Raw genomic sequence first — 26,601 nt, forward strand, 5'->3', positions numbered from 1 at the left:
CTAAAGCCTCACAGATCTGTCGGGGATGGCACCATCAAGGCTACCAAGTCCTCCGCAGCAGCGTGAACTTCGTGGTTGACGATCGTCACGTCGAACTCCGCCTCGGCGGCGAGCTCCCCCCGCGCGGTCTCGAGCCGGCGGGCGCGATCCTCCTCGGTCTCGGTGCCGCGACCCACCAGGCGCCGCACCAGCTCGTCCCACGACGGCGGCTTGAGGAAGACGAACAGCGCCTCGGGCATCGTCTCGCGGACCTGCCGCGCGCCCTGGAGGTCGATCTCCAGCATCGCCGGTCGTCCCGAGGCCAGCGCGAGCTCGACCGGCCGACGGGGCGTGCCGTAGCGAGCGGTCTGGTGGACCACCGCCCACTCGAGCAGGTTGTCCTGCTCGACCATCGCGTCGAACTCCTCGTCGGACACGAACCAGTAGTGGACGCCGTCCTCCTCGCCCGGTCGCGGGGGCCGGGTGGTCGCCGAGACCGAGATCCACACGTCGGGGTGACTGCGACGCACCTCGGCCGCGACGGTGCCCTTCCCGACCGCGGTCGGGCCGGCGAGGACGACGAGTCGCGAACGACGGGTGGAGGGCGCGGTCACCGCGAGTGCCTCCGCTCAGTCACGCGCAGCGAACTCCTTCTCCAGTGCCGCCACCTGCTTCGCGCCCAGGCCCCGGACCCGCCGGCTCTCGGCGATGCCGAGCCGGTCCATCACCTGGCGGGCCCGGACCTTGCCCAGCCCGGGCATCGACTGGAGCAGGTCCACGACGCGCATCTTGCCGATCACCTCGTTGCGCTGGCCCTCCGAAAGGACGTCCACGATCGAGGCACCGGAGTTCTTCAGGCGGTTCTTGACCTCGGCCCGCTCCCTGCGGGAGGCGGCGGCCTTCTCGAGGGCCGCCTGGCGCTGTTCGGGGGTGAGCGGGGGCAGAGCCACGAGGATTGGATCCTTCGGTCAGGGACAGGAGCCGGACGGGCCGGTGAGAGGTCACACTAGTCAGAACGGTGACCGGGCAGCAATCGGGTCCCGGTCCGCCCCGCTCCGCGCCGGGCCCGCGCCCGATCCTCAGAGCGTCAGCGGCGTCCGGCAGACGTCGCGCGCCTGCTGGTCGAGGTCCTGCAGCGCCCGCAGCGTCGTCCCGCTGCCCAGCTGGGCGGCGGCCGCGTCGATGCGTGCCTTCTGCTCCGCGGTGACACCCTCCGGCGGGTGGTCACGGTCGTAGGTGGCCGGGTCGACCCCGGCGGCGTCGAGGGCCTCCGCGAGCGCCTCGATCCGACCGACGACCTGCTGCCACTCGTCGGTGATGTCGTCGGGCGCCTGGTCCTGGAGGTCGCGGAACGCGTCCAGGGCCTTCAGCAGTGCGTCCGGCGCGCCACTGCCGACGATGTCGCTGAGCTCCTGCTGGTGCTCCTGGACCGCGGCGCAGTAGTCGTCCTGGTCGGAGCCGCAGGCAGCGAGCAGCGGGAGCAGCACGGCGACCGCCAGGAGCCGCCTCACGAGCGGAGCTCGTCGTTCGTGCGCACCACGAAGTCCCGCATGGCCGCGGCGTCCTGGAGCCGGAGCACCTCGCGCGAGGTGCTCGGGAGGACCGCGGCCGCGGCACCGAACAGCCGGCGTACGTCGGCGATCGTGCCGCCCTGCGCCCCGAAGCCCGGTGCGAGGACCGGGCCGTCGAACGCCAGGTCCTCGTCGGTCGACCCGATCGTCGCGCCGACCACCGCCCCGAAGGAGCCCAGCGGGTCGGCGCCGGCGTTGAGCCGGCGCAGGTGGTCGAGCATCAGGCCCGCGACCGTGCCGTCCTCGACCCGGGCGTGCTGGACCTCGGGGCCCTCCTTGTTCGAGGTGAGCGCCAGGACGAACAGCCCCGCGCCGTGGGTCCTGGCGGTCTCGACGAACGGGTCCAGCGAGCCGAAGCCGAGGAACGGGCTGACCGTGATCGCGTCCGAGGCGAGCGGCGAGGCCGGGTCGAGGTAGGCGTCCGCGTACGCCTGGCTGGTGGACCCGATGTCGCCGCGCTTGACGTCCAGCAGCACCAGCGCCCCGGCGGCCCGGGACTGCGCGATCACCCGCTCGAGGACCGCGATCCCCCGGCTGCCGAAGCGCTCGAAGAACGCCGACTGGGGCTTGACCACCGAGACGTGCGGCGCGATCGCGTCCACGACCGCGAGCGCGAAGGACTCGAGGCCGGCGACGTCGTCCTGGAGGCCCCAGTCCTCCAGCAGCCCGGCGTGCGGGTCGATGCCGACGCAGAGCGGTCCGCGGTCCGTGATCGCAACGTGGAGGCGGCTGCCGAACGGGCTCATCGGACTCCCCTGAGGATGCGGCGGGGCCACAGCGGCCCCTCGTAGATGAAGGCGCTGTAGGCCTGGAGCAGGTCCGCACCCGCAGCGAGCCGGTCGCGGGCGTCCTGGACGGTGGTGATGCCCCCGACCCCGATCAGGGTCAGGTCCGGACCCACCCGGTCGCGGAGAAGCCGCAGCACCTCGAGCGAGCGCCCGGTGAGCGGGCGGCCCGACAGCCCGCCGGCGCCGATCTCCTCGACCCGGGCCGATGGCGTGCGCAGCCCGGCGCGGGAGATCGTGGTGTTGGTGGCGATGATCCCGTCGAGGCCGATCGCCAGCGCCAGGTCGGCGACGGCGAGGACGTCGCCGTCGGAGAGGTCGGGCGCGATCTTGACCAGCAGCGGCGTGTCCCCCGCGATCGCCTGCACGGAGGTGAGGATCGGCTCGAGCTTCTCGACCGCCTGGAGGTTGCGCAGTCCGGGCGTGTTCGGGGAGCTGACGTTGACCACGAGGTAGTCGGCGTACGGCGCGAGCAGCCGCGCGGACTTCTCGTAGTCGCGGACCGCCTCGTCCTCCGGCACGACCTTGCTCTTGCCGATGTTGACGCCGAGCAGGGGCCGCGGCCGGTGGTCGAGCCTGTCGAGACCCCGGGCACGGTCGGCCAACCGGCGCGCCACGACCTCGGCGCCGTCGTTGTTGAAGCCCATCCGGTTGACGACCGCGCGGTCCTCGGGCAGCCGGAACAGCCGCGGCCGGGGGTTGCCCGGCTGGGCCTCGCCCGTGACCGTGCCGATCTCGACATGCCCGAAGCCCAGCGCTGCGAGCGCGTCGATGCCGACGGCGTTCTTGTCGAACCCGGCCGCGAGGCCGAGGACGTTGGGGAACCGCAGCCCGAGCGCGTCGACCGGCGCCCCCGGCGTACGACGCATCCGCAGCGCGGGTCCGGCCGCCCGGATCGCCCGGAACGCGCCGTGGTGGGCGCGCTCCGGGTCCGTCCGGGTCAGGACGTGGTCGAACAGGAGCCGGTACGCGGTCACCGCGCCGCGGCCGCCTCGGCGGCCCCCCGGGCCCAGTCCTGCAGCGACCGGACCCCGATGTCCCCGCGGCGTACCGCCTCAATGCCCTGCACGGCCGCACCCAGCCCCTGGATCGTGGTGACGCAGGGGATGTTGCCCATGACCGCAGCGGTCCGGATCTCGTAGCCGTCCAGACGCACCGAGCTGCCGCTCGTCGAGCCGTGCGGGGTGTTGACGACCAGCTGCACCTCGCCGTCGAGGATCAGCTGCACCGTCGTCTTCTCACCGTCCGGTCCGGCGCCCTCGAAGTGCTTGCGCACCACGGTGGCGGTCACGCCGTTGCGGCGCAGCACCTCCGCGGTGCCCTGTGTCGCGAGGATCTCGAACCCGTGCTCGGCCAGCACCTTGATCGGGAAGATCATGTTGCGCTTGTCGCGGTTGGCCACCGACACGAACACCCGGCCGCTCGTGGGCAGCGCCCCGAACGCCCCGGCCTGGGCCTTGGCGAACGCGGTGCCGAAGTCGGCGTCGAGGCCCATCACCTCACCGGTCGACTTCATCTCCGGGCCGAGGATCGTGTCGATCTGGCGGCCGTCGGGGGTGCGGAACCGGTTGAACGGCATCACCGCCTCCTTGACCGCGATCGGCTGGCCGGGTGGCAGCGTGCCGCCGTCGCCGGTCGCGGGCAGGATCCCCACCTTCCGGAGCCGGGCGATGGTGTCCCCGACCATGATCCGGGCCGCGGCGTTCGCCAGCGGCGTCGCCGTCGCCTTCGAGACGAACGGGACGGTGCGGCTGGCGCGCGGGTTGGCCTCGAGGACGTAGAGCACGTCGGAGCCGAGCGCGAACTGGATGTTGAGCAGCCCCCGGACACCCACGCCGCGGGCGATCGCCTCGGTGGCCTCGCGGATCCGGCGGATCTCGGCGTCGCCCAGCGTAATCGGCGGCAGCGCGCACGAGGAGTCGCCGGAGTGGATGCCGGCCTCCTCGATGTGCTCCATCACGCCGCCGAGGAAGAGCTCCTCGCCGTCGTAGAGCGCGTCGACGTCGATCTCGACCGCGTCGTCGATGAACCGGTCGACCAGCACGGGGTGCGCGGGGCTGATCTCGGTCGCGCGGTGGATGTAGCCCTCGAGCGCGGTGTCGTCGTACACGATCTCCATGCCGCGCCCGCCCAGGACGTACGACGGGCGCACCAGCACCGGGAACCCGATCTCGGCAGCGATCTCCTGGGCCTCGCCGAAGCTGGTGGCCAGGCCGTGCTTGGGGGCGGGCAGGCCGGCCTCGTGGAGGACCCGGCCGAACGCGCCGCGCTCCTCGGCGAGGTGGATGGCCTCGGGCGAGGTGCCCAGGATCGGCACGCCGTTGTCCTTGAGCCCCTGGGCCAGGCCCAGCGGCGTCTGGCCCCCGAGCTGGCAGATGACGCCGGCGACGGGCCCGGCCTGCCGCTCGGCGTGCACGATCTCGAGCACGTCCTCGAGCGTCAGCGGCTCGAAGTACAGCCGGTCGGAGGTGTCGTAGTCGGTCGACACCGTCTCGGGGTTGCAGTTGACCATCACGGTCTCGTAGCCCGCGTCGGACAGCGCCAGCGCCGCGTGCACGCAGGAGTAGTCGAACTCGATGCCCTGGCCGATCCGGTTGGGACCGGATCCGAGGATGAGCACCGCCTCCTTCTCGCGCGGCCGCACCTCGGTCTCCTCGTCGTAGGAGGAGTAGTGGTACGGCGTGGTCGCCGCGAACTCGGCGGCGCACGTGTCGACGGTCTTGTAGACCGGTCGGATGCCCAGTGCGTGCCGCACCCCGCGCACGACCGCGGGGGTCATGCCCCGGATCTTGCCGATCTGGAAGTCGGAGAACCCGTGCCGCTTGGCCTTGCGCAGCAGCTCGGGGGTCAGCTCAGGGGCGGCGGTGACCTCCGCGGCGATCTCGTTGATCAGCACCAGCTGGTCGACGAACCACGGGTCGATGCCGGTGGCGTCGAAGACCTCCTCCGGCGTGGCCCCGGCGCGGATCGCGTCCATGACCTTCTTCAGCCGGCCGTCGTGCGGCTTGCGGATGTCGGCGAGGATCGCGTCCTTGTCGAGGTCGACCCACTCCTTCTCCCAGTCGAACACCGCGGTGCGGCTCTCCAGGGAGCGCAGCGCCTTCTGCAGCGCCTCGGTGAAGTTGCGCCCGATCGCCATCGCCTCGCCCACCGACTTCATGTGCGTGGTGAGCACCGGGTCGGCGCCGGGGAACTTCTCGAACGCGAACCGCGGCACCTTGACGACCACGTAGTCCAGGGTCGGCTCGAACGACGCGGGCGTGCTCTGGCCGTCCGGGCGCGTGGTGATGTCGTTGGGGACCTCGTCGAGCGTGTAGCCGATCGCGACCTTGGCGGCGATCTTGGCGATCGGGTAGCCGGTCGCCTTCGATGCCAGCGCACTCGACCGCGAGACCCGGGGGTTCATCTCGATCACGATCACCCGGCCGTCGACGGGGTTCACCGCGAACTGGATGTTGCACCCGCCGGTGTCGACGCCGACCTCGCGGATGATCCCGATCGAGAGGTCGCGCAGATGCTGGTACTCGCGGTCGGTGAGCGTCATCGCGGGCGCGACCGTGATCGAGTCACCGGTGTGCACGCCCATGGGGTCGACGTTCTCGATCGAGCAGACGATCACGACGTTGTCGGCCCGGTCGCGCATCACCTCGAGCTCGTACTCCTTCCACCCGATGATCGACTCCTCGATCAAGACCTCGGTGGTCGGGCTGGCGGCCAGGCCGGCGCCGGCGATGCGGCTCAGGTCGCCCTCGTCGTAGGCGATGCCCGACCCGGTGCCGCCCATCGTGAACGACGGGCGCACCACGACCGGGTAGCCGAGCCGGGCGACGGCCTCCTCGCAGTCGGTCAGCGAGTGGCACACGAAGCTGCGGGCCACCTCTCCCCCGACCTTGTGCACGATCGCGTTGAACGACTCGCGGTTCTCGCCGCGGTGGATCGCCTCGATGCTGGCGCCGATCAGCTCCACGCCGTACTTGTCGAGCACGCCGCGCTCGGCGAGCGCGATCGCGGTGTTGAGGGCCGTCTGGCCGCCCAGCGTCGCGAGCAGCGCGTCGGGGCGCTCCTTCTCGATGACCTTCTCGACGAACTCCGGGGTGATCGGCTCGACGTACGTCGCGTCCGCGAACTCCGGGTCGGTCATGATCGTGGCCGGGTTGGAGTTCACCAGCACGACCCGCAGGCCCTCGGCCCGCAGCACCCGGCACGCCTGGGTGCCGGAGTAGTCGAACTCGCAGGCCTGGCCGATGATGATCGGCCCCGAGCCGATCACCAGCACCGACTTGATGTCCTCGCGCTTCGGCATCAGGCCTTGCCCTCCATCACGTCGAGGAAGCGGTCGAAGAGGTACGCCGCGTCGTGTGGGCCGGCGGCGGCCTCGGGGTGGTACTGGACGGAGAAGCCCGTCAGCTTGCCGCTGCCGTCTCGCAGCTCGAGGCCCTCGACCACGTCGTCGTTGAGGCAGACGTGGCTGACGCTCGCCTCGCCGTACGGCGTCGTGGTCGTGCCCTCGAGCGGGGCGTCGACCGCGAAGCCGTGGTTGTGGGCGGTCACCTCGACCTTGCCGGTGGTGCGGTCCAGCACGGGCTGGTTGATGCCGCGGTGGCCGTACTTGAGCTTGTAGGTGCCGAAGCCGAGCGCCCGGCCGAAGAGCTGGTTGCCGAAGCAGATGCCGAAGTACGGCAGCCCGTCGGACAGCGCACCCTGCAGCACCTCGATCTGGTGCGTGGTGGCGGCCGGGTCGCCCGGGCCGTTGGAGTAGAAGAGGCCGTCGGCACCGACCGCGCGGACCTCGTCGAGCGAGGCGGTCGCGGGCAGCACGTGCACCTCGATGCCGCGCTCGGCCATCCGGTGCGGGGTCATCGACTTGATGCCGAGGTCGAGGGCGGCGACGGTGAACCTCTTCTCGCCGACGGCCGGGACGACGTACGCCTCCGGGGTGGAGACCTCCGAGGCGAGCTCGGCACCGGCCATCTCCCCGGACGCCTGGACCCGCTCGAGCAGTGCCGCCGGGTCGGACTCGGTCGAGGAGATCCCGACCCGCATCGCGCCGCGCTCGCGCAGGTGCCGGGTCAGCGCCCGGGTGTCGATGCCGGAGATGCCGACGACCCCCTGCTGACGCAGCTCGTCGTCGAGCGTGCGGCGCGAGCGCCAGCTCGACGAGCGGCGGGCCGGGTCGCGCACGACGTACCCGGCCACCCAGATCCGGCGGCTCTCGGGGTCCTCGTCGTTGACGCCGGTGTTGCCGACGTGCGGCGCGGTCATCACCACGACCTGGCGGTGGTAGGACGGGTCGGTCAGCGTCTCCTGGTAGCCGGTCATGCCGGTGTTGAAGACCGCCTCGCCGAAGGTCTCCCCCTCGGCGCCGTACGAATCGCCGTGGAAGGCGCGCCCGTCCTCCAGGACCAGGATCGCCGACTTCTGGCTGCCGGCGGTCACTGCAGCTTCCCGTCGAGGACGGTCGCCCTGCCGCGCAGGAATGTCGCGACGACGCGCCCCGGCAGCTCCATGCCGCGGTAGGGCGTGTTGCGGCTCAGGCTCTGCGACTCAGCCGGGTCGACGACCCGCGTGGCCGCCGGGTCGTAGAGCACGATGTTGGCGGGCTCCCCCGCGGCGATCGGCCGGCCGTGGTCGGCCACCCGGCCGATCCGGGCGGGGGCGTGCGACATCCGGTCGGCCACGCCGGCCCAGTCGAGCAGGCCGCGATCGACCATCGTCTGCTGGACGATCGACAGCGCGGTCTCGAGCCCGAGCATGCCGAACGCCGCGGCCGCCCACTCGCAGTCCTTGTCCTCGTGCGGGTGCGGGGCATGATCGGTGGCGACGATGTCGATCGTCCCGTCCGCGAGCCCCGCTCGCAGCGCCTCCGCGTCGGCGGCCGAGCGCAGCGGCGGGTTGACCTTGTAGACCGGGTCGTACGTCGCCGCCAGGTCGTCGGTGAGCAGCAGGTGGTGCGGGCAGGCCTCGGCGGTGACGTCGACGCCCTTGCCCTTGGCCCACCGGATCAGCTCGACCGAGCCGGCGGTGGACACGTGGCACACGTGCAGGCGCGACCCGACGTGATCGGCGAGCAGCACGTCGCGCGCGATGATCGCCTCCTCGGCGACCGCCGGCCAGCCGGCCAGGCCCAGGCGGCCGGACAGCGGGCCCTCGTTCATCTGGGCACCCTCGGTGAGGCGGGGCTCCTGGGCGTGCTGGGCGACGACGCCGTCGAACGCCTTGACGTACTCCAGCGCGCGGCGCATCAGCACCGCGTCGCTGACGCACTTGCCGTCGTCGGAGAACACTCGCACCCGGGCCGCGGAGTCGGCCATCGCGCCGAGCTCGGCGAGCTGCTGCCCGCCGAGGCCGACGGTGACCGCGCCCACGGGGTAGACGTCGCAGTAGCCGGCCTCGCGGCCCAGCCGCCAGACCTGCTCCACGACTCCGGCGGTGTCGGCGACCGGCTCGGTGTTGGCCATCGCGTGCACCGCGGTGAAGCCGCCCATCGCGGCGGCGCGGGTGCCCGACTCGACGGTCTCGGCGTCCTCCCGGCCGGGCTCGCGCAGATGGGTGTGCAGGTCGACCAGGCCGGGCAGCGCGATCAGCCCGGTCGCGTCGATCACCTCGGCGCCGGCCTCGTCGGCGCCCTCGTGGACCACGCCGTCCTTCAGCAGCAGGTCGGTGGGCTCCCCGCCCAGCACGGAGACGTTCTTGATCAGGTACGAGGTGCTCACTCTTCTCCTCCGACGGCCGGCTCGGAGCCCCCGAGCAGCAGGTACAGGACGGCCATCCGCACGGCGACGCCGTTGGTGACCTGTTCGACGATCACGGAGCGGTCGGCGTCGGCGACGTCCGCGGTGATCTCCATGCCGCGGACCATCGGTCCCGGGTGCATGACGATCGTGTGGTCCTGCAGCGTCGCCATCCGGCGGCCGTCGAGACCGTAGCGTCGGGAGTACTCACGGGCGGTCGGGAAGAACCCGCCGCTCATCCGCTCGCGCTGCACGCGCAGCATCATCACCGCGTCGGCCTTGGGGATCACCGCGTCGAGGTCGTAGGAGATCTCCACCGGCCAGCTCTCCACCCCGACCGGGAACAGCGTCGGCGGGGCGACCAGCGTGACCTCGGCGCCCAGGGTGTTCAGCAGGAGCGCGTTGGAGCGAGCGACCCGGCTGTGCAGCACGTCGCCGACGATCGCGACCCGGCGGCCGTCGAGGCTGCCCTTCGGCCCGGTACCGAGGTGGCGGGACATCGTGAACGCGTCGAGCAGCGCCTGGGTCGGGTGCTCGTGGGTCCCGTCGCCGGCGTTGACGACGCTGGAGCGGACCCACCCGGAGTGGGCGAGCCGGTGCGGTGCGCCGCTGGCGCCGTGGCGGACCACGACCGCGTCGGCGCCCATCGCCTCGAGCGTCAGCGCGGTGTCCTTCAGGCTCTCGCCCTTGGAGAGGCTGGAGCCCTTGGCCGCGAAGTTGATGACGTCCGCGGAGAGGCGCTTCGCGGCGGCCTCGAACGAGATCCGGGTCCGGGTGGAGTCCTCGAAGAAGAGGTTCACCACGGTCCGCCCGCGCAGCGCCGGCAGCTTCTTGATCGGCCGGTCGGCGAGCTCGCGCAGCTCGGCGGCGGTCCGCAGGACCAGCTCGGCGTCGTCGCGGCTCAGGTCGGCCGCGCTGAGCAGGTGCCGCTTCATGCGGTCACCTCCTCGGCGGGCGCGGTGCCCTGGATGGTGACCGCGTCCACGTCGTCGGTGCCGGCCAGGGTCACCCGGACCCGCTCGACGAGGGAGGTCGGGAGGTTCTTGCCGACGAAGTCGGCGCGGATCGGCAGCTCGCGGTGACCGCGGTCGACCAGCACGGCCAGCTGCACCGCCCGTGGGCGGCCGAGGTCGTTGAGCGCGTCGAGCGCGGCCCGGATGGTGCGCCCCGAGAAGAGCACGTCGTCGACGAGTACGACGATGCGGCCGTCGATCCCGCCCGCCGGGATCTGCGTGGGCAGCAGCGTCCGGGCCGGCTTCATCCGCAGGTCGTCGCGGTACATGGTGACGTCGAGCGAGCCGACGGGCACGTCGTACCCCTCGACGGCGGCGATCCGCTCGGCGATCCGCTCGGCGAGTGGCACGCCGCGGCTGGGGATGCCGAGCACGACGAGGTCGGTGGCGCCCTTGTTGCGCTCGAGGATCTCGTGGGAGATCCGGGTGAGGGCCCGGCCGATGTCACGCTCGTCGAGGACGGTGCGGACGGGGCGGGCGGGGTCCGTGCTGGACGACGGACCGGGGGGCACGGGTTGAGGGTGCGTAGGCATGAGCCTCGGACCTCCTTCTCCGCCTCACGGGACGGCTCGTTAAAGGATGTCGATCGAGGACGACCCTACTCCTCCGCGCGCTCGCGGCGCAGCCCACCCCTGGTCGTTCCCACGGGATGGACGGCCCGCAGCCGACCCACCCACCGCAACCACACCGTCGGACCACCAACCCGAAGAGCGATCCCGCGGCCGGCGTGGCGGCGGAGCCGCCACGCCAGACGCGGCCTCGACAGTCAGCCGGTGACGACCAGCTCCCGGTCCAGTCCCGACGCCGAGGCGTGCCCGTCCGGTACCACCCGGGTGCCGGCGCGGCCCGCGACGATCTCGGCGATGTCGGCGAGCGAGCCGATCGCGGCGGACCGCCCGGTCCGCTCGACGAACCGGCACACGGCCTCGACCTTCGGGCCCATCGAGCCGGCCGCGAAGTCGAACGCGCGCAGCGCCTGCGGCGTCGTCTCGGTCAGCATCCGCTGGTCCGGTGTGCCCCAGTCGAGGTACACGCCGTCGACGTCGGTGGCGATCACCAGCAGGTCCGCGCCGATCTCCTGCGCGAGCAGCGAGGAGGCGAGGTCCTTGTCGATGACGGCCTCGACGCCGCGCAGGATGCGCCCGGGCTCGAGGACGGTCGGGATCCCGCCGCCGCCGGCGCAGACCACGACCGTGCCCTGCTCCACGAGGGTCCGGATCGACGGCACCTCGTAGATGTGCTGGGGCTCGGGCGAGGCGACCACGCGTCGGAACGACGAGCCGTCCTGACGGATCGCCCAGCCGTTCTCGGCCGCGAGCTCCTCGGCCTCCTCGCGGAGGTAGATCGGCCCGATGAACTTCGTCGGGTTTTGGAACGCCGGGTCCTCCGGGTCGACCCGCACCATCGTCAGCAGCGTGGCGATGTGCTTCTCCTCGGGCAGCACGTTGCCGAGCTCCTGCTCGATGACGTACCCGATCATCGCCTCGGTCTGGGCGCCCAGGACGTCGAGCGGGTAGGGCCGCACGTCCTCGTAGGCCGCCGCCTGGAGGGCCAGGAGGCCGACCTGGGGACCGTTGCCGTGGGCGATGACCACGTCGTTGTCGGGCACGACGGTGGCGATCCGCTCGGCAGCGATGCGGATGTTGGCGCGCTGGTTGTCCGCGGTCAGCGGCTCACCCCGGCGCAGGAGGGCGTTGCCCCCCAGAGCGATCACGATGCGCATGTCGTCCTCCCCCTCACGCGAGCGACGCTACGAGGAGCGCCTTGATCGTGTGCATCCGGTTCTCCGCCTGGTCGAAGGAGATGTTCGCCGCGGACTCGAAGACGTCCTCGGTCACCTCGATCCCGTTCGCGAGCTCCGGGTACTGCTGGACGACCTGGGCACCCACCTTGGTCTGGGTGTTGTGGAAGGCCGGCAGGCAGTGCAGCACCTTGACTCGCGGGTTGCCGGTGGCGTGCAGCAGCTCGGCGTTCACCTGGTACGGCAGGCACTGCTGGACCCGCTCGGCCCACGACTCCACGGGCTCGCCCATCGAGACCCACACGTCGGTGTAGATGAAGTCGACGCCCGCGACGGCCTGGGCGGCGTCGTCGGTGATCAGGATCCGGGCCCCGGACTCCTCGGCGAACTCGTGGCACAGCTTGACGAGCTCGTCCTCGGGCCACAGCTCCTCCGGCGCTCCGATGCGGACGTCCATGCCGAGCTTGGCCGCGACGAGCATGAGGGAGTTGGCCACGTTGTTGCGGCCGTCGCCCAGGTACGCGAAGGCGATCTCGTGCAGGGGCTTGTCGCTGTGCTCGCGCATCGTCAGCACGTCGGCGAGCATCTGGGTGGGGTGGAACTCGTCGGTGAGGCCGTTGAAGACCGGGACGCCGGCGTACTTCGCCAGCTCCTCGACGACGTCCTGGGAGAACCCGCGGTACTCGATCGCGTCGTACATGCGGCCGAGGACGCGCGCGGTGTCGGCGACCGACTCCTTGTGCCCCAGCTGGGACGACGCGGGGTCGATGTAGGTGACGTGCGCACCCTGGTCGTAGGAGGCGACCTCGAAGGCGCAGCGGGTCCGGGTGGAGGTCTTCTCGAAGATCAGCGCGACGTTGCGGCCCTGCAGGAGCTGCCGCTCGGCTCCGGCGTACTTCGCGCGCTTGAGGTCGCGCGAGAGGTCGAGCAGGTGACGGATCTCGTCGGCGGTGTGGTGGCGCAGGCTGAGCAGGTGTCGGCCACGAAGGTTGACAGGCATTTGGTTCTTCCTCTGTTCCGGTCGGATGGTCAGTAGTCGATGGGGTCGCGCAGGATCGGGCAGGTCATGCAGCGCCCGCCGCCGCGGCCCCGGCCCAGCTCGCTGGCGTCGATCGTGATGACCTCGATGCCGGCCTTGCGGAGCTGGGTGTTGGTGTGGGTGTTGCGGTCGTAGCCGACGACGACGCCGGGCTCGATCGCGAGCACGTTGTTGCCGTCGTCCCACTGCTCGCGCGCCGAGCCGTAGCGGTCGCCGCCCGTGGGCACCACCCGCATCGGCGTGTCGAGGGCGTCGGAGACGACGTCGACGAAGTGCTTGTCCTCGTGGCGGATGTCCAGGCCGGACGGCGAGGAGTCGTCGGGACGCAGCGAGAAGCTGTTGATCGCGTCGACGACCGGGCCGTACGCCGTGACGACATCGCGGTCGCAGAACGTGAACACCGTGTCGATGTGCATGGCGGCCCGCGTGCGCGGCAGGCCGGCCGCGATGACCCGGTCCGCCGCACCGGCCGCGAACAGCGACCGGGCGACCTGGGTGATGGCCTGCTGCGAGGTCCGCTCCCCCATGCCGATCACGACCGCGCCGTTGCCGATCGGCATCACGTCACCGCCCTCGATCGTGGCGTTGCCGCGGTCGCGAGGCTGCTGGTCCGGGTCGCCGAACCAGACTCGGAAGTCCTCACCCGCGAAGCTCGGGTGGAACCGGTAGATCGCGGTCGTCAACAGGGTCTCCTGGCGGCGCGCGCCCCAGTACATGCTGTTGAGGGTCACGCCCTGGTAGACCCAGGACGAGTTGTCGCGGGCGAACACGGTGTTCGGCAGCGGCGGCAGCACGAACTGCTGCACGTCGGCGTCGCGGAACGACTGCAGGAACGGACCGGCCATGTCGTCCGGCACGTCGCCGAACGCGACCCCGCCGACCAGGAACTCGGCCAGCTTCTCAGCCGGCAGGCTCTCCAGCCAGGCGCGCACCTCATGGACGAGGCCGGGGCCGACCTGGTCGTCGGTGACCTTCCGGTCCAGGATCCAGTTGCGGCCCTCGGGGTAGCGCACCACGTCGACGAGCAGCTGCAGCATGTCGAGCACCTCGACGCCGCGGTCGCGCATCTTCATCACGAAGTCGTAGTGGTCACGCTTGGCCTGGCCGACCCAGATGACGTCGTCGTACAGGAGCTCGTCGCAGGTATCGGGGGTCAGCCGGAGGTGCGCGAGCCCCGGGGCGCACACCATCACCCGTCGCAGACGGCCGACCTCGGACCATACGCCGACTCTCGGCTCGGCGACGGTCTCTTCGATCGCCGCTCGGGACAGTTGTTCGATTGCCATGATGAACCTTCCTTTGTGCAGGGGTGGCCGGGTGGGCGGGAGAGGTGCCCCGACGGCGCGCCGAAGCGGGCGGGCGGGGTGGTGGCCCGAGGCCACCCCGCCCTCCGGGCGGTGGAACCGGCTCGGCTCAGATCGAGACGAAGCCCTGGGCCAGGCCGATGACGCCGGCGACCGAGAGGCCGACGACCACGGCGACGACCGCACGCTCGGCCATCGTGAACATCTCCGCCCGGGCCTGCGAGCGCGCCCAGACGTAGAGCGCGGTGCCGACCAGGTAGAAGATCCCGGCCACGAGCACGTACTCCCAGCCGCCCGCGTAGACCAGCCACACGGCGTACGCCAGGGCCACCAGGCCGACCGTCAGGTCACGGGTCCGGCCGTCGTGCTCGGCGTAGGTCTCGCCGGTGAGGGCGAGCTTGACCTGGTACAGCGCCGACCAGAGGTAGGGCAGCAGGATCAGCGAGGTCGCGAGGTAGATCAGGTCGGTGTAGGTGCTGTCGTTGACGAGGGTCCACAGCAGCATCAGCTGGACGCAGCCATTGGTCAGCCAGAGCGCATTCGACGGGGCGCCGTACCGGTTCTCCGCTCCGAGCTGGCGCGGCAGCACGCCCTCGCGAGCCGGCAGGCGGAGGATCTCGACGCACAGCAGCACCCAGGAGAGGAGCGCGCCGAGCAGCGAGATCGCCAGGCCGATCGAGATGAAGCCGGTGCCCCAGCTGCCGACCTCGTGCCGCATCAGGCCGGCCATCGACGGGTCCTCGAGACCCGCGATCTTCGCCTGGTTCATCAGGCCGTAGGCCAGCAGGTTCACGGCGAGCAACAGCACCAGCACGCCGACGAAGCCGATCACGGTCGCTCGGCCGACGTCGCTGCGCTTGGTGGCGCGCTGGCTGTAGACCGAGGCGCCCTCGATGCCGATGAACACCCAGACGGTGACCAGCATCATGTTCTTGACCTGGTCCAGGGTGGAGCCGAGGCCCTGGCCGTCGCCCCACACGTCGGTGGTGAAGATGCCCGCCCTGAAGCCGACGACCGCGATCGCGATGAAGGTCAGGATCGGGACGACCTTGGCGATCGTCACCAGCGTGTTGACGAAGGCCGCGCCGCTCACGCCGCGCAGCGTCAGCGCGTGCACCACCCAGAGCACGACGGAGGCGCCGATGACGGCCGCCACGGTGTTCCCGCCCTCGAAGGCCGGCACGAAGTAGCCGAGGGTCGACATCAGCAGGACGAGGTAGCCCACGTTGCCGATCCAGGCGCTGATCCAGTAACCCCACGCCGAGGTGAAGCCGAGGTAGTTGCCGAAGCCGGCGCGGGCGTATCCGTAGACACCGCCGTCCACGTCGGGCTTGCGGCGCGACAGGGTCTGGAAGACGAACGCCAGCATCAGCATGCCGACGCCGGTCACCAGCCAGCCGATGAGCAGCGGCCCGGGAGCAGCGCTCCCGGCCATCTGCGAGGGCAGCGCGAAGATGCCGCTACCGATCATGGACCCCACGACAAGGGCGATCAGGGCGGGCAGCGCCAGGGTGCCGGCGCCTCTCGCGGACTGCTCAGGGCTCGGGCCCGACGGTGGTCGGACCATCTGCTGAGTCATGGTTTCTAGGGCCTCCTTCAGGAGACGGAAGACCGATCTTCCGTCCTGGGAAGGACGCTAGGAGGCCACGACAGGTCCGCAGCAGGGACGAACGGCACGACGACCTGGGACCCGTCCCAGCCCACGCGGGAGCGCCGACGGGGCCCGCACGAGGAGTCTCTCGGTGCCGCGGCGGCCGTGCGCGCGGCGGCACGAATGGCTGTACATCTCCATGCATGACCTTGCAGCCAAAGGTCCCGATCCGGAGGACTCCGCCGCCGGTGCCCGCCGAGCGTCAGTCCGCCACGTCGAGCAGCACCTTGCCGACCGCGCCGGCCTCCACGGCGTCCTGCGCCGCCGCGGCCCGGGCCAGCGGGTAGTGGTGCAGCGGCAACCCGGCGTCCTCACCCACGCGGAGGGCGCCGCCGGCGAGAGCGGCCGAGACGTCCTCGACGGCCGCGCGGAGCAGCTGCTCGTGCAGGGTGTAGAGGATCAGGAACTGGAAGCGCAGGTTCTTCCCGAATGCCGCGCGCAGCGGCAGGCTCAGGGTGTCCCCGCCGTTGTTGGCGTAGATCGAGACGGTGCCGTGCACCCGCACCACCTCGAGGTCGAGCTCGATGTTCTGCGCGGGGGCGACCTCGACGGCGACGTCCACTCCGTCGGGAGCGACGGCGAGGATCGCCTGGGCCACCCCCGGCTCCCGGTAGTTCACGACGTGGTGGGCGCCCGCGGCCCGGGCGAGCCTGGCCTTCTCCTCGCTGCTGACCGTCGCGACCACGGTCGCGCCGGCCCAGCGGGCCAGCTGGATCGCGGCATGGCCGACCGCGCCCGCTCCGCCGGCCACGAGCACCACCCGGCCCTGGAGGGCGCCGGGGCCCAGCCGGGACGGGCCGCCCTCGGCCGCGGTCAGGGCGCGGTGCGCCGTGACCGCCGGCACGCCCAGGCTCGCGCCGAGGTCGAACGAGGCGCCCTCGGGCAGCGGCACCACCCGGCCGGCCGGCTGCACGGTGAACTCGGCCGCCGTCCCATAGGCGCGCCCGTGCTGGGCGAGCACCAGCCACACCGGGTCGCCGACCGCCACACCGTCGACCCCTTCGCCGAGCGCGTCGACGACGCCCGCGCCGTCCTGGCCGGGTACGACCTCGTCGTACCCCGACATCATGCCGGCGCGGAACTTCCAGTCGGTGGGATTCACGCCGGACCGGAGGACCCGGACCCGGACCTCGCCCGGACCCGGCTCGGGGAGGTCGCGCTCGGCGACCTCCAGCACCGACGACGGACCGGTCTCCTGGTAGACGACTGCGCGCATACGACAGTCTCCCACGCAGCGTCAGAGTGCCGCGGCCATGCCGGCGCAGGCCTTGAGCCACTCCATCTTGGTGCCGCGCGAGAGCTGGGAGTACGGCACGACCGAGCCGGCCACCAGGGCCGGGTCGTAGGGCACCCGGTAGACCGCGCGGGTGCGCTGCTGGTAGACGTCGACCAGGTCCGCCGCGAGCTTGGTGTCGACGGCCGCGGAGGGGTCGGAGAGCACGGTGATCGCCTTGTACTTGAGATTCTGGTAGCCCGCGTCCTGGAGGGCGTCGAGCATCCAGAGGCCGCTGTAGCCGGTGTCCTCGCGCACGGTGCTGGTGACCACGAGCAGATCGGCCGCACCGGCGGCGGCGAGCCAGTTCTCGGCGCGCATGTTGTTGCCGGTGTCGATCAGGATGACCCGGTAGAACCGCTCGAGCAGCTTGTGCACCGCGTCGAAGTCCTGGGCCCGGATCGTGCCGGTCACGTCGGGCCGCTCGTCGGAGGCGAGGACGTCGAAGTGGGCGTCGCCCTGCGAGCGCACGAAGGCGCCGAGGTCCCCGATGCGCGACTGGTAGACGTCGGTGAACCGCTCGAGGTCCTCCAGCAGCTCCCGGGTCGTGTTGCGGTGGGCGCTCCGGGTACCCCGGATGCCGAGCGTGCCGCGAGTCTCGTTGTTGTCCCAGGCCACTACGCCCCCGCCGCGGACGGTGCCGAAGGTGTACCCGGCGGCGAGCACGCCGGTGGTCTTGGCGGCGCCGCCCTTGGGGTTGATGAACGCGATCGTGCGCGGGCCGTCGAAGTCTTTCTGGATCGCCTGGCGGTCGCGCTCATAGGCGAGCTCGGTGGCGCCCATCCGCGGCGTCACCAGCCCGCCGCTCCACCGGCGCACGGCGCCCCGCCAGCCCCAGGTCGCCGGGCCGTGCTCCTGGGCCGCGTCGCGGCGGTCCAAGAAGTCGGTCGCGCTCATGAAGCGACGCACCTCGCCCTCGGTGCCGGCCGGCTGCTCCGGGTCCGCGGCCCCGCCCTCCCCGACCAGTACGACCGGTGCCGCGGGCGGCGCCGACGGCGGTGCCGCGGGCGGAGGGCCGGACGGAGAGTACGACGGCGGGGGCCCGCTCCCCGGACGTGAGGGGGGCGGCGGCGAGGACGGCGGCGGCGAGGACGGCATCGGCGCCGACCCGGCCCGCGGGTCGGGCAACGGGTCGGTCAGCGGATCGGCGGGACCGGCCGGGCCACGCGACCCGGCACCCGGGCCGCCGCCCCGGTGAGCGGCGTACGCGGCCAGGTCCTCCGGGGTGTAGAGCCGGTCGCTGGTGTCGCCGTGGTCGTGTCGCGAGCCGGCCGAGCTCCACGCATCCTGCGACATCGAGGTCCTCCTCCGCGAGACTGGGGGTTCCTGCTGAGTGCGTCCTTCCCCCATTTCGGGCCCGTCACACGCGCGAGCGGTCGAGCGCGCCGGGCGGGCTCACTGGGACAGGTGCCGCGCCCGAGCCAGCGTGAAGAGGCCGTAGCAGGCGAGCCCGATGCCCAGCAGGCAGAGCAGGACCGGGCCGAAGGGCTGCTCGAGCACCTTGAACAGGGCCTGGTCGAGGCCGCCGGACTTGGAGGCGTCGTGGGTGGCGGCCCCGTAGACGATGAGACCGCCGGCCACGAGGAACGCGATCCCGCGGGCCGTGTAGCCGGCCTTGCCGAACGCGAGGTACGCCGTGCCGCTGCTGCCGCTGCGGCCCTCGGCGTCCAGCTTGTCGGCGAAGCCCTCGGTCCAGGCTCGGTAGCCCTGGTAGCAGCCGTAACCGATGACGGCGAGGCCCGCCAGGCCGACCAGCAGCTGGCCGCCGGGCCACTCCATCACGGAGGCGGTCCAGCTCTTGTTCTTGCCCGAGGACCCGGAGCCGGTGGCGACCCGGAGGCCGGAGAGCCCGATGGCCGCGTAGATGATCGCCTTGCCGACCGAGACCAGGCGCTTGCGCGTGCGCTTGCTGTCGTCGCGCTCCTCCTGGTGGCCGAACGCCGCGTCCAGCAGCTTCCAGAGCACCAGCAGGAACATCCCGATGGAGACGACCCAGATCAGCACGTCGCCGAACGGCTGCTCGGCCAGCTGGTGCATGGCGCCGGAGCTGGACGGCTTGCCCTCACGGTCGCCCAAGGCGAGCTGGACGGCCAGCCAGCCGATCATCAGATACACCACGGCGTAGGCGACAAGACCGGCGCGGACGGCGTAGTCCATCCACTTGCTGTTGTGCGCGTCGCGGCCGGCTCCCTCGGCCCGTCGCGCGGCGCTCCCTCCCGAGACGGTCATGACAGCTCGGCGATGGCGGACTCGATGGCCCGGTGGAAGGTGGGGTAGGCGTACATCATGTTCCTCAACGTGTCGACGGGGACCTCCGCGTGGACCGCGACGGCCAGGAAGCCGAGGATCTCTCCGCCCGTCGGGCCCACCGCGGTGGCTCCGACCAGGACCCCCCGGTCCGCGTCCTCGACGACCTTGATCAGGCCGTGCCCACCGGGTCCGTGAGTGAAACCTCGCGACGAGCTCGCCAGGTCGGTGGTGCCGGTGCGGACCCGCAGCCCGGCGTCGCGCGCCTGCTGCTCGGTCAGCCCCACGCCGCCGACCTCCGGGTCGGTGAACGTCGTGTGCGGCACCGCGTGGTAGCGCGCCGGCTGCCCCGGCTCGCCGAGGATGTCGCGCTGAGCGACGGCCGACTGGTACATCGAGACGTGGGTGAAGCCGCCCTTGCCGGTCACGTCGCCGATCGCCCAGAGGCCTTCGGCGGCCCGCAGGTGCTCGTCGACCTCGATGGTCCGCGCCGTCGGGTCCAGGCCGACCGTCTCGAGGCCGAGGTCGTCCAGGTTGGGGATCCGGCCGGCGGCGACCAGCAGCTTGTCGGCGCTCAGCTCCTCTCCCGTGTCGAGCCGGATCGTGAAGACGCCCTCGGCGTAGCCGACCTGCGTCGCCTCGACGCCGGTCAGCACCCGGATGCCCTCCTCGGCGAAGACCTGCGCCACGAGCTCCGCGGCCTCGGGCTCGTCGGCAGGAAGCAGCCGCGCGCCGCGCTGCACCACGGTGACCCGGACGCCGAACCGGGAGAAGACCTGCGCGAGCTCGCACCCGATCGGCCCGCCGCCCAGGACGACCAGCGTGGCAGGCAGCTCGGTGACCTGCACCGCGTCGCGGTTCGTCCAGTACGGCGTCCCCGCCAGGCCCTCGACCGGCGGTGCGGCCGGGTGGGTGCCGGGGTTGACCAGCACGCCCCGCTCGGCGACGTACGTCGTGGTCGTGCCGTCCGGCTCCTCGACGCGCACCCGGCCCGGCCCGTCGAGCCGGCCCACCCCGTGGTGGAAGGTCACCCCGGCGTCCCGGAGCCGGTCGACCGCGATCGTGTCGTCCCACCCGGTGGTCGCCTCCTCGTCGATGCGGCGCGCGACCACCGCCCAGGCGGGGGCGACCGTCGCCTCCCCGGCGACCGCGGCTGCCCGGCGCACCTCGGCGACCACGTCGCCACCGCGCACCATCATCTTGGTGGGGACGCAGCCGTAGTAGGGGCACTCGCCTCCGACCAGGTGCTTGTCCACGGCCACGACCCGCATTCCTGCGCGGGCGGCGCCGGTGGCGAGAGCCTCGCCGCCGGGCCCGGTGCCGATCACGACCAGGTCCACCTGCTGAGCGTCCATGGGTCCACTATGGGCCCCTGACCCGAGCCGCGGTGGCTCAGACGATGGACGGCTTGTTCCGCACGATGCTGCCGAGGATGCCGTTGACGAACTGCGGCGACTCATCGGTGGAGAGGTCGGTGACCAGCGCCATCGCCTCGCTCACCGCCACCGCGTCGGGGATGTCGTCGGCGTACAGCAGCTCCCACACGCCCAGCCGCAGCACGTTCCGATCGACGGCCGGCATCCGTGCCAACGTCCAGCCCTGCGAGTACGACGAGAGCAGCTCGTCGATGCGCGCGCGGTGCTCGACCACGCCGCGCACCAGGGTGGCCGTGTAGTCGTTCGTCGGCCCCTCGCCCTCCGCGATCGCCCGGTCCAGGGCGGCCACGGCGTCCTCACCGCGCACGTCGGAGGCGTACAGCACGTCCAGTGCGCGCTTGCGGGCCTTGGAGCGGGCGCTCATCAGCCCTTCACACGACCGAGGTAGGAGGAGTCGCGGGTGTCGACCTTGACCTTCTCGCCCTGGTTGATGAACAGCGGGACCTGGATCTCGTGGCCGGTCTCCAGCGTCGCCGGCTTGGTGCGACCGGTGGCGGAGTCGCCGGCGAGACCGGGCTCGGTGAACGTGATCACGAGCTCGACCGAGGCCGGGAGCTCGATGAACAGGACGCGACCCTCGTTGGTGGCGACGATCGCCTCCTGGTTCTCCAGGAGGAAGTTCTTCGCGGAGCCCACGATCTCCGGGGCGATCTCGAGCTGGTCGTAGCTCTGGACGTCCATGAAGACGTACGACGAGCCGTCGTTGTAGAGGTACTGCATGGTGCGCCGGTCGACCGTGGCGGTCTCGACCTTGGTGCCGGCGTTGAAGGTCTTGTCGACGCTCTTGTTCGACTCGACGTTCTTCAGCTTGGTGCGCACGAAGGCCGGGCCCTTGCCGGGCTTGACGTGCTGGAACTCCACCACGGCCCAGAGCTGACCGTCGATGTTGAGAACCATGCCGTTCTTCAGGTCGTTCGTCGTTGCCATGCGCGCGTGTCAGCCTTCTGGTCGCGAGTGTCGGGGAGCCACCCGGATCGCGCCGGGCACAGCGCACGAGTCTATCGGCTCGGCGCCCACGCACCGAAACCGCTGCGCGAGGCGGTCAGGCCAGCTCCCAGACGACCCGGACGGTGACGGCGGTCCGGTCCCGCCCGGCGCGGATCGGCACGGCGCTCAGGTCCATCGCCGCGCGACCCAGCACCGCGGACCCGAACTGCTGGAACGGCGAGGGCCGCGGCCGGGCGTGCACCTCTAGGAGCCTGACCACGTCCCCGAGCGTCTGGCCGGAGGCCTCGGCGTACTGCCGCGCCTTGGCGGTCGCCTCCTCCACGGCGGCGTCCCGCGCCCTCTCCAGGACCGCGCCGGTGTCGCCGACCAGCAGCCGGATGCCGCTCACCCGGACGGCGTCGCCGCCGGCCCGGACGGCGGCGCTGACGGCCTCGCCACCCCGGGCGAGCTCCTTGACCAGGACCGAGGCCCGCTCCGAGACCCGGTAGCCGGTGATCGTCGGCGGGCTGTAGTCGTGGTACTGGTACACCGGCGTCATCGAGAGCCCGGTCGTCTGGACATCGGACCTGGCGACGTCGTACTTCGCCAGCGCCCCGAGGACCCGGCCCATCGTCGCGTTCGCCGCGGCGAGGGCATCGTCGAGATCCGCCCGGGTCAGGGTCACCCCGAGGCCGAAGGACAGCTGGTCGGGCACCGCCCCGGCCTCGCCGGTCCCGGTCATCGTCAGGAGCCGGGGTCGCTCGGCCTGCGCCGCGCCACCGTCGGCGGCGGCCTGCGCCGCCGGTGTGCCGCCGCCGGAGCCGCCGAGGAGGTAGGCCACCACCAGCGCCATCGCCACCAGCGCGGCCACGAGCAGCCCGCGCACACCGACCGTCACGTTCCCGTTCATGCCGGATGGGACGGATCGGCGTGCTGAGTGGTTCCGCGGGCGCCATCTCCCGTCGAGTGACGTGAAGTGGCTGGATTGCCCGCTCCGGGACAGCCAGTTCGCGTCACTCGACGGACAGTCAGCCCCGGGCGATGACCTCGAGTGCCGTCCGGTAGCCCTCGATGCCGCGGCCGGCGATCACCTCGACGGCGTACGGCGTGACGACCGAGGTGTGCCGGAACTCCTCGGGCCGCTGGTGCGGGTCGGAGATGTGCACCTCGACCAGCGGTGCGACCAGCTGGGCGCAGGCATCGAGCAGCGCATAGGAGTAGTGCGTCCAGGCGGCGGCGTTGAGCACCACCGGCTCCGCGTCGTCGGCGGCGGCGTTGAGCCAGTCGAGCAGCTCGCCCTCGTGGTTGGTCTGGCGCACCTCGACGTCGAGGCCGAGGTCGCGCCCCCACGCGACACACCGGTCGGCGAGCTCGGCGTGCGTCGTGGTGCCGTAGATCTCCGGCTGACGCCGCCCCAACCGGCCCAGGTTCGGACCATTGAGCACCAGCACTCGGCGCCCGCCGCTCACTCGGGGCCGCCGATCGCGGCGTAGGCGTCGCGCAGGTCCACCACCGAGGGGCCCGCCAGCACGGTCGGGACCGCGAGGTCGGAGAGCACGATGAAGCGCAGCTGGGAGCCGCGCGCCTTCTTGTCGACGCGCATCGCCCGGTGCAGGTCGTCGAAGGACGCCTTGGAGTACGACGTGGGCAGCCCGACGCGCGCGAACGCGTGCCGGTGCCGCTCGACGACGTCCGAGCCGAGGGTGCCGGCCCGGTTGGCCAGCTCGGCGACGTACACGCAGCCGATCGAGACGGCCTCGCCGTGGCGGATCCGGTAGTTCTCGGTGCGCTCGATGGCGTGCGCCATGGTGTGCCCGTAGTTGAGGACCTCCCGGCCGGGGTCGTCCGGGCGGCCACCGATCTCCTTGAGATCCGCCGAGACCACGCCGGCCTTCACGCGCACGGCGCGCTCGACCAGCTCGCGCAGCACCGCTGAGTCCGCGTCGAGGCCGGACGGCGCGTTGCCCTCGACGAGGGTGAGGATCGCGGGGTCGGCGATGAACCCGCACTTGATGACCTCACCGAGCCCGGCGAGCAGCTCGGCGCGGGGCAGGGAGCGCAGGGTCGACAGGTCGCAGAGCACCCCGACCGGCTCGTGGAAGGCGCCCACGAGGTTCTTGCCGCTGCGCGTGTTCACGCCCGTCTTGCCGCCGACGGCCGCGTCGACCATGCCGAGCAGGGTGGTCGGCACGTGCACGACCCGCACGCCCCGCAGCCAGGTCGCGGCCACGAAGCCGCCGACGTCCGTCGTGGCGCCGCCGCCGAAGGTCACGACCGCGTCGGAGCGCGTGAACCCAGCCTCGCCGAGCGCCTCCCAGCACGAGACGGCGACCGCGGCCTTCTTGGCGCGCTCTCCGTCGGGGATGGGCAGCACCATCACGTCGTACGCCGCCGCCAGCGAGTCGAGGACCGGGCGCACCAGCTCGGCCAGGGCGTCGGCGAACACGACCGCGACCCGCTGGACGCCGACGCCGAGCAGCTGGGGCAGGCGGTCGGCCAGGTCGTGGCCGATGACGACGTCGTACGGCGAGGGGCCGGTCACCCGGACGACGGTCTCCCTCATGCCTCCCCCTCCCGCGCGGGCCCGTCCAGCGCAGCGCGGATCTCCTTCGCGACATCCTCGGGGCTGCGGCCGTCGGTGTCCACGACCAACGTGGCCACGGACTCGTAGATCGGGGTGCGCTCGTCGAGGAGCGCCTTGATCCGCCCGCGGACGTTGCCGAGGAGCAGCGGGCGCGAGACGCCGAGCCCGACCCGCTTGACGGCATCGGAGAGCCCCACGCGCAGGAACACCACCTGGTGCCCGGCGAGCAGCGCGCGGGTCGCGGGGTCGAGCACCGCTCCCCCGCCGAGCGCGAGCACCCCGTCGTGCTGGCTCAGCGCCTCCGCGACCGCGTGGCGCTCGAGCGCCCGGAAGGCGTCCTCGCCGGAGTCGACGAAGATGTCGGAGATCGTGCGGCCCTCGGCCGCCTCGACGTCGTGGTCGGTGTCGCGGACGGTGGTGCCCCAGGCGGCGGCCAGCAGGCGGGCGACGGTGGTCTTGCCGGCCCCCATCGGCCCCACCAGGACCACGCGGGCCCGTGCGGGTCCGCTCACCGGAACCTCAGGGTGTCCAGGTAGCTCTCCGCGTTGCGCCGGGTCTCGCGCACCGAGTCTCCCCCGAACTTCTCCAGGACGGCGTCGGCGAGCACCAGCGCGACCATCGCCTCGGCGACGATCCCCGCGGCCGGCACGGCGCAGACGTCGGAGCGCTGGTGGTGGGCGACCGCGGCCTCTCCGGTGGCCACGTCGACGGTCCGCAGTGCTCGGGGGACGGTGGCGATCGGCTTCATCGCGGCTCGGACCCGGAGCACCTCCCCGGTGCTCATGCCGCCCTCGGTGCCTCCGGAGCGGCCGCTGACCCGCCGCAGGCCGTCCTCGCCTCCGACGATCTCGTCGTGCGCCCGCGAGCCGGGGGTGGCGGCCAGCTCGAAGCCGTCGCCGACCTCGACCCCCTTGATCGCCTGGATGCCCATCAGCGCGCCGGCCAGCCGCGCGTCGAGACGCCGGTCCCAGTGCACGTGGGAGCCGAGGCCCGGCGGCAGCCCGTGGACGACGACCTCGACGACGCCGCCGAGGGTGTCGCCGTCGCGGTGCGCCTGGTCGATCGCCTCCACCATCAGCTTGCTGGTGTCGGCGTCCAGGCAGCGGACCGGGTCGTCGTCGAGGCGGTTCACGTCGTCGGGCTGTGGCCACAGGCCCGCGGGGGCCCGCACGCCGCCGAGCTCGATGACGTGGGAGACGATGCGGGCGCCGACGGCCTGCTCGAGGAAGTTGGACGCCACCCGGCCGAGCGCCACCCGGGCGGCGGTCTCGCGGGCCGAGGCGCGCTCGAGGATCGGCCGGGCCTCGGCGAAGTCGTACTTCTGCATGCCGACCAGATCGGCATGCCCGGGCCGGGGCCGGGTGAGCGGCGCGTTGCGGGCCAGGGACTCGAGCTCGACGGGGTCGACCGGGTCGGCCGCCATCACCTTCTCCCACTTGGGCCACTCGGAGTTGCCGATCTCGATCGCCACCGGACCGCCGATGGTCTCGCCGTGCCGGATGCCGCCGACCAGCGCGACCTCGTCCTTCTCGAACTTCATCCGGGCGCCGCGTCCGTAGCCGAGCCGCCGGCGGGCGAGCGCGTCGGCGACGTCATCGGAGGTCACCTGGACGTGGGCGGGCAGCCCCTCGAGGATCGCGACCAGGGAGGGGCCGTGGGACTCGCCCGCGGTCAGCCAACGCAGCATGGCGTCAGTCTTTCACGAGCGGTACGGCGGGCGGGGCCGGTCACCTCCGGCGCGAGACCGGTCCAGTGCGGCCGGCACGTCCCGGTCACCAGCCTCCGAGCACGACGCCCGCCAGCGCCCCTGCCAGCAGGAACGGGCCGAACGGGTAGGCCGCCCTCAGGATCGACCGGTCGCGGCGCAGCAGGGCGAGCAGGAGCCCGGGCACCGAGAACGCCAGGAACCCGGCGTAGATGCCGACCGCGAGCTCGGTCCAGCCCAGGTAGCCGAGCGCGAGCCCGAGCACGGCCGACAGCCGGACGTCGCCGTACCCCATCCCCGCCGGATGGATCCACCAGAGCGCGAAGAACGCCGCGAACACGACGACCGCGCCCAGCGCCGCCCGGACCAGCGCGTCCCGGTCGCCGTCGAGGAGCCCGCTGGCCAGGGCCAGCGCCGCGGTCGCCGCGAGCGTCGGCCACACCACCACCGTGGGCAGCAGCCGGGTGCGCAGGTCCACGGCCGCGAGCGCGACCCCGACCGGCACGAGCGGCAGCAGGAACAGCAGCGGCCAGGCGAGCCCCACCGCGGCGCCGACCAGGCGGCCGCGCCGCGCCTGCTGCCCGCCGCGGCGGCCCTCAGCCTGGCGGCCGGCGG

Annotated in this window: 26 protein-coding genes; all 26 read right to left on the reverse strand. The window is 72.3% G+C overall.

All coding sequences use genetic code 11. The features are described from left to right. Nucleotides 1–8: 8 nt before the first annotated feature. Nucleotides 9–593 (reverse strand): guanylate kinase, encoded by a 585-nt coding sequence (gene gmk, locus QMC84_RS19375; protein ID WP_300377650.1) that lies wholly within the window; start codon nt 591–593, stop codon nt 9–11. A 15-nt stretch (nt 594–608) separates the two neighbouring features. Then, nucleotides 609–929, reverse strand: coding sequence for an integration host factor, actinobacterial type (gene mihF, locus QMC84_RS19380; RefSeq protein ID WP_300377652.1), 321 nt, complete (start codon nt 927–929; stop codon nt 609–611). Nucleotides 930–1,058: 129 nt separating this feature from the next. Next, a complete protein-coding gene (locus QMC84_RS19385; protein ID WP_300377654.1) occupies nt 1,059–1,490 on the reverse strand; it encodes a hypothetical protein in 432 nt (143 codons plus the stop codon). After that, nucleotides 1,487–2,296 carry an orotidine-5'-phosphate decarboxylase gene (pyrF, locus tag QMC84_RS19390; protein ID WP_300377656.1) on the reverse strand — a complete coding sequence of 270 codons (810 nt, stop codon included), beginning with the start codon at nt 2,294–2,296 and terminating at the stop codon, nt 1,487–1,489. The genes QMC84_RS19385 and pyrF overlap by 4 nt, the downstream gene beginning before the upstream one ends. Continuing rightward, nucleotides 2,293–3,312, reverse strand: coding sequence for a quinone-dependent dihydroorotate dehydrogenase (locus QMC84_RS19395; RefSeq protein WP_300377658.1), 1,020 nt, complete (start codon nt 3,310–3,312; stop codon nt 2,293–2,295). Before QMC84_RS19395 ends, pyrF begins: the two co-directional genes overlap by 4 nt. Next, entirely contained in the window at nt 3,309–6,638 is a 3,330-nt protein-coding gene (gene carB / locus QMC84_RS19400; protein ID WP_300377660.1) for a carbamoyl-phosphate synthase large subunit, read from the reverse strand. Before carB ends, QMC84_RS19395 begins: the two co-directional genes overlap by 4 nt. Continuing rightward, nucleotides 6,638–7,771 (reverse strand): glutamine-hydrolyzing carbamoyl-phosphate synthase small subunit, encoded by a 1,134-nt coding sequence (gene carA, locus QMC84_RS19405; protein WP_300377662.1) that lies wholly within the window; start codon nt 7,769–7,771, stop codon nt 6,638–6,640. The genes carB and carA overlap by 1 nt, the downstream gene beginning before the upstream one ends. Continuing rightward, nucleotides 7,768–9,048 carry a dihydroorotase gene (locus QMC84_RS19410; protein ID WP_300377664.1) on the reverse strand — a complete coding sequence of 427 codons (1,281 nt, stop codon included), beginning with the start codon at nt 9,046–9,048 and terminating at the stop codon, nt 7,768–7,770. The genes carA and QMC84_RS19410 overlap by 4 nt, the downstream gene beginning before the upstream one ends. Further along, complete coding sequence (locus tag QMC84_RS19415; RefSeq protein WP_300377666.1) at nt 9,045–10,001, reverse strand: aspartate carbamoyltransferase catalytic subunit; 957 nt, start codon at nt 9,999–10,001, stop codon at nt 9,045–9,047. Before QMC84_RS19415 ends, QMC84_RS19410 begins: the two co-directional genes overlap by 4 nt. Beyond that, nucleotides 9,998–10,612, reverse strand: a complete 615-nt coding sequence (gene pyrR / locus QMC84_RS19420; protein WP_300377668.1) for a bifunctional pyr operon transcriptional regulator/uracil phosphoribosyltransferase PyrR — start codon at nt 10,610–10,612, stop codon at nt 9,998–10,000. The genes QMC84_RS19415 and pyrR overlap by 4 nt, the downstream gene beginning before the upstream one ends. A gap of 233 nt (nt 10,613–10,845) precedes the next feature. Beyond that, nucleotides 10,846–11,802 carry a carbamate kinase gene (gene arcC, locus QMC84_RS19425; protein WP_300377670.1) on the reverse strand — a complete coding sequence of 319 codons (957 nt, stop codon included), beginning with the start codon at nt 11,800–11,802 and terminating at the stop codon, nt 10,846–10,848. A 13-nt stretch (nt 11,803–11,815) separates the two neighbouring features. After that, nucleotides 11,816–12,820, reverse strand: a complete 1,005-nt coding sequence (locus QMC84_RS19430; protein ID WP_300377672.1) for an ornithine carbamoyltransferase — start codon at nt 12,818–12,820, stop codon at nt 11,816–11,818. Between the two features lie 29 nt (nt 12,821–12,849). Next, complete coding sequence (gene arcA / locus QMC84_RS19435; protein ID WP_300377674.1) at nt 12,850–14,145, reverse strand: arginine deiminase; 1,296 nt, start codon at nt 14,143–14,145, stop codon at nt 12,850–12,852. A gap of 127 nt (nt 14,146–14,272) precedes the next feature. Further along, entirely contained in the window at nt 14,273–15,742 is a 1,470-nt protein-coding gene (gene arcD, locus QMC84_RS19440; protein ID WP_300377676.1) for an arginine-ornithine antiporter, read from the reverse strand. A 274-nt stretch (nt 15,743–16,016) separates the two neighbouring features. Further along, nucleotides 16,017–17,030, reverse strand: a complete 1,014-nt coding sequence (locus tag QMC84_RS19445; protein ID WP_300377677.1) for an NADPH:quinone reductase — start codon at nt 17,028–17,030, stop codon at nt 16,017–16,019. A 21-nt stretch (nt 17,031–17,051) separates the two neighbouring features. Further along, a complete protein-coding gene (locus QMC84_RS19450) occupies nt 17,052–18,383 on the reverse strand; it encodes a hypothetical protein (protein ID WP_300377679.1) in 1,332 nt (443 codons plus the stop codon). Between the two features lie 99 nt (nt 18,384–18,482). Then, entirely contained in the window at nt 18,483–19,316 is an 834-nt protein-coding gene (locus QMC84_RS19455) for a DUF1206 domain-containing protein (protein ID WP_300377681.1), read from the reverse strand. After that, nucleotides 19,313–20,689 carry an NAD(P)/FAD-dependent oxidoreductase gene (locus QMC84_RS19460; protein WP_300377683.1) on the reverse strand — a complete coding sequence of 459 codons (1,377 nt, stop codon included), beginning with the start codon at nt 20,687–20,689 and terminating at the stop codon, nt 19,313–19,315. The genes QMC84_RS19455 and QMC84_RS19460 overlap by 4 nt, the downstream gene beginning before the upstream one ends. Before the next feature lie 37 nt (nt 20,690–20,726). Then, on the reverse strand, nt 20,727–21,134 hold the full coding sequence (nusB, locus tag QMC84_RS19465; protein ID WP_300377685.1) for a transcription antitermination factor NusB: 408 nt from the start codon (nt 21,132–21,134) through the stop codon (nt 20,727–20,729). Further along, complete coding sequence (gene efp, locus QMC84_RS19470) at nt 21,134–21,697, reverse strand: elongation factor P (RefSeq protein WP_300377687.1); 564 nt, start codon at nt 21,695–21,697, stop codon at nt 21,134–21,136. Before efp ends, nusB begins: the two co-directional genes overlap by 1 nt. Nucleotides 21,698–21,812: 115 nt before the next feature. Further along, a complete protein-coding gene (locus tag QMC84_RS19475; protein WP_300377689.1) occupies nt 21,813–22,607 on the reverse strand; it encodes an SIMPL domain-containing protein in 795 nt (264 codons plus the stop codon). Between the two features lie 118 nt (nt 22,608–22,725). Then, complete coding sequence (locus QMC84_RS19480; RefSeq protein WP_300377691.1) at nt 22,726–23,166, reverse strand: type II 3-dehydroquinate dehydratase; 441 nt, start codon at nt 23,164–23,166, stop codon at nt 22,726–22,728. After that, nucleotides 23,163–24,260, reverse strand: coding sequence for a 3-dehydroquinate synthase (gene aroB, locus QMC84_RS19485; RefSeq protein WP_300377693.1), 1,098 nt, complete (start codon nt 24,258–24,260; stop codon nt 23,163–23,165). Before aroB ends, QMC84_RS19480 begins: the two co-directional genes overlap by 4 nt. Next, nucleotides 24,257–24,793 carry a shikimate kinase gene (locus tag QMC84_RS19490; RefSeq protein WP_300377695.1) on the reverse strand — a complete coding sequence of 179 codons (537 nt, stop codon included), beginning with the start codon at nt 24,791–24,793 and terminating at the stop codon, nt 24,257–24,259. Before QMC84_RS19490 ends, aroB begins: the two co-directional genes overlap by 4 nt. Then, a complete protein-coding gene (gene aroC / locus QMC84_RS19495) occupies nt 24,790–25,968 on the reverse strand; it encodes a chorismate synthase (protein ID WP_300377698.1) in 1,179 nt (392 codons plus the stop codon). Before aroC ends, QMC84_RS19490 begins: the two co-directional genes overlap by 4 nt. An 85-nt stretch (nt 25,969–26,053) precedes the next feature. Further along, nucleotides 26,054–26,601: prepilin peptidase (locus tag QMC84_RS19500; RefSeq protein ID WP_300377700.1), on the reverse strand; the 548-nt coding region annotated here is incomplete at its 5' end.

The organism is Nocardioides sp., assembly GCF_030019515.1.
GTDB lineage: Bacteria > Actinomycetota > Actinomycetes > Propionibacteriales > Nocardioidaceae > Nocardioides.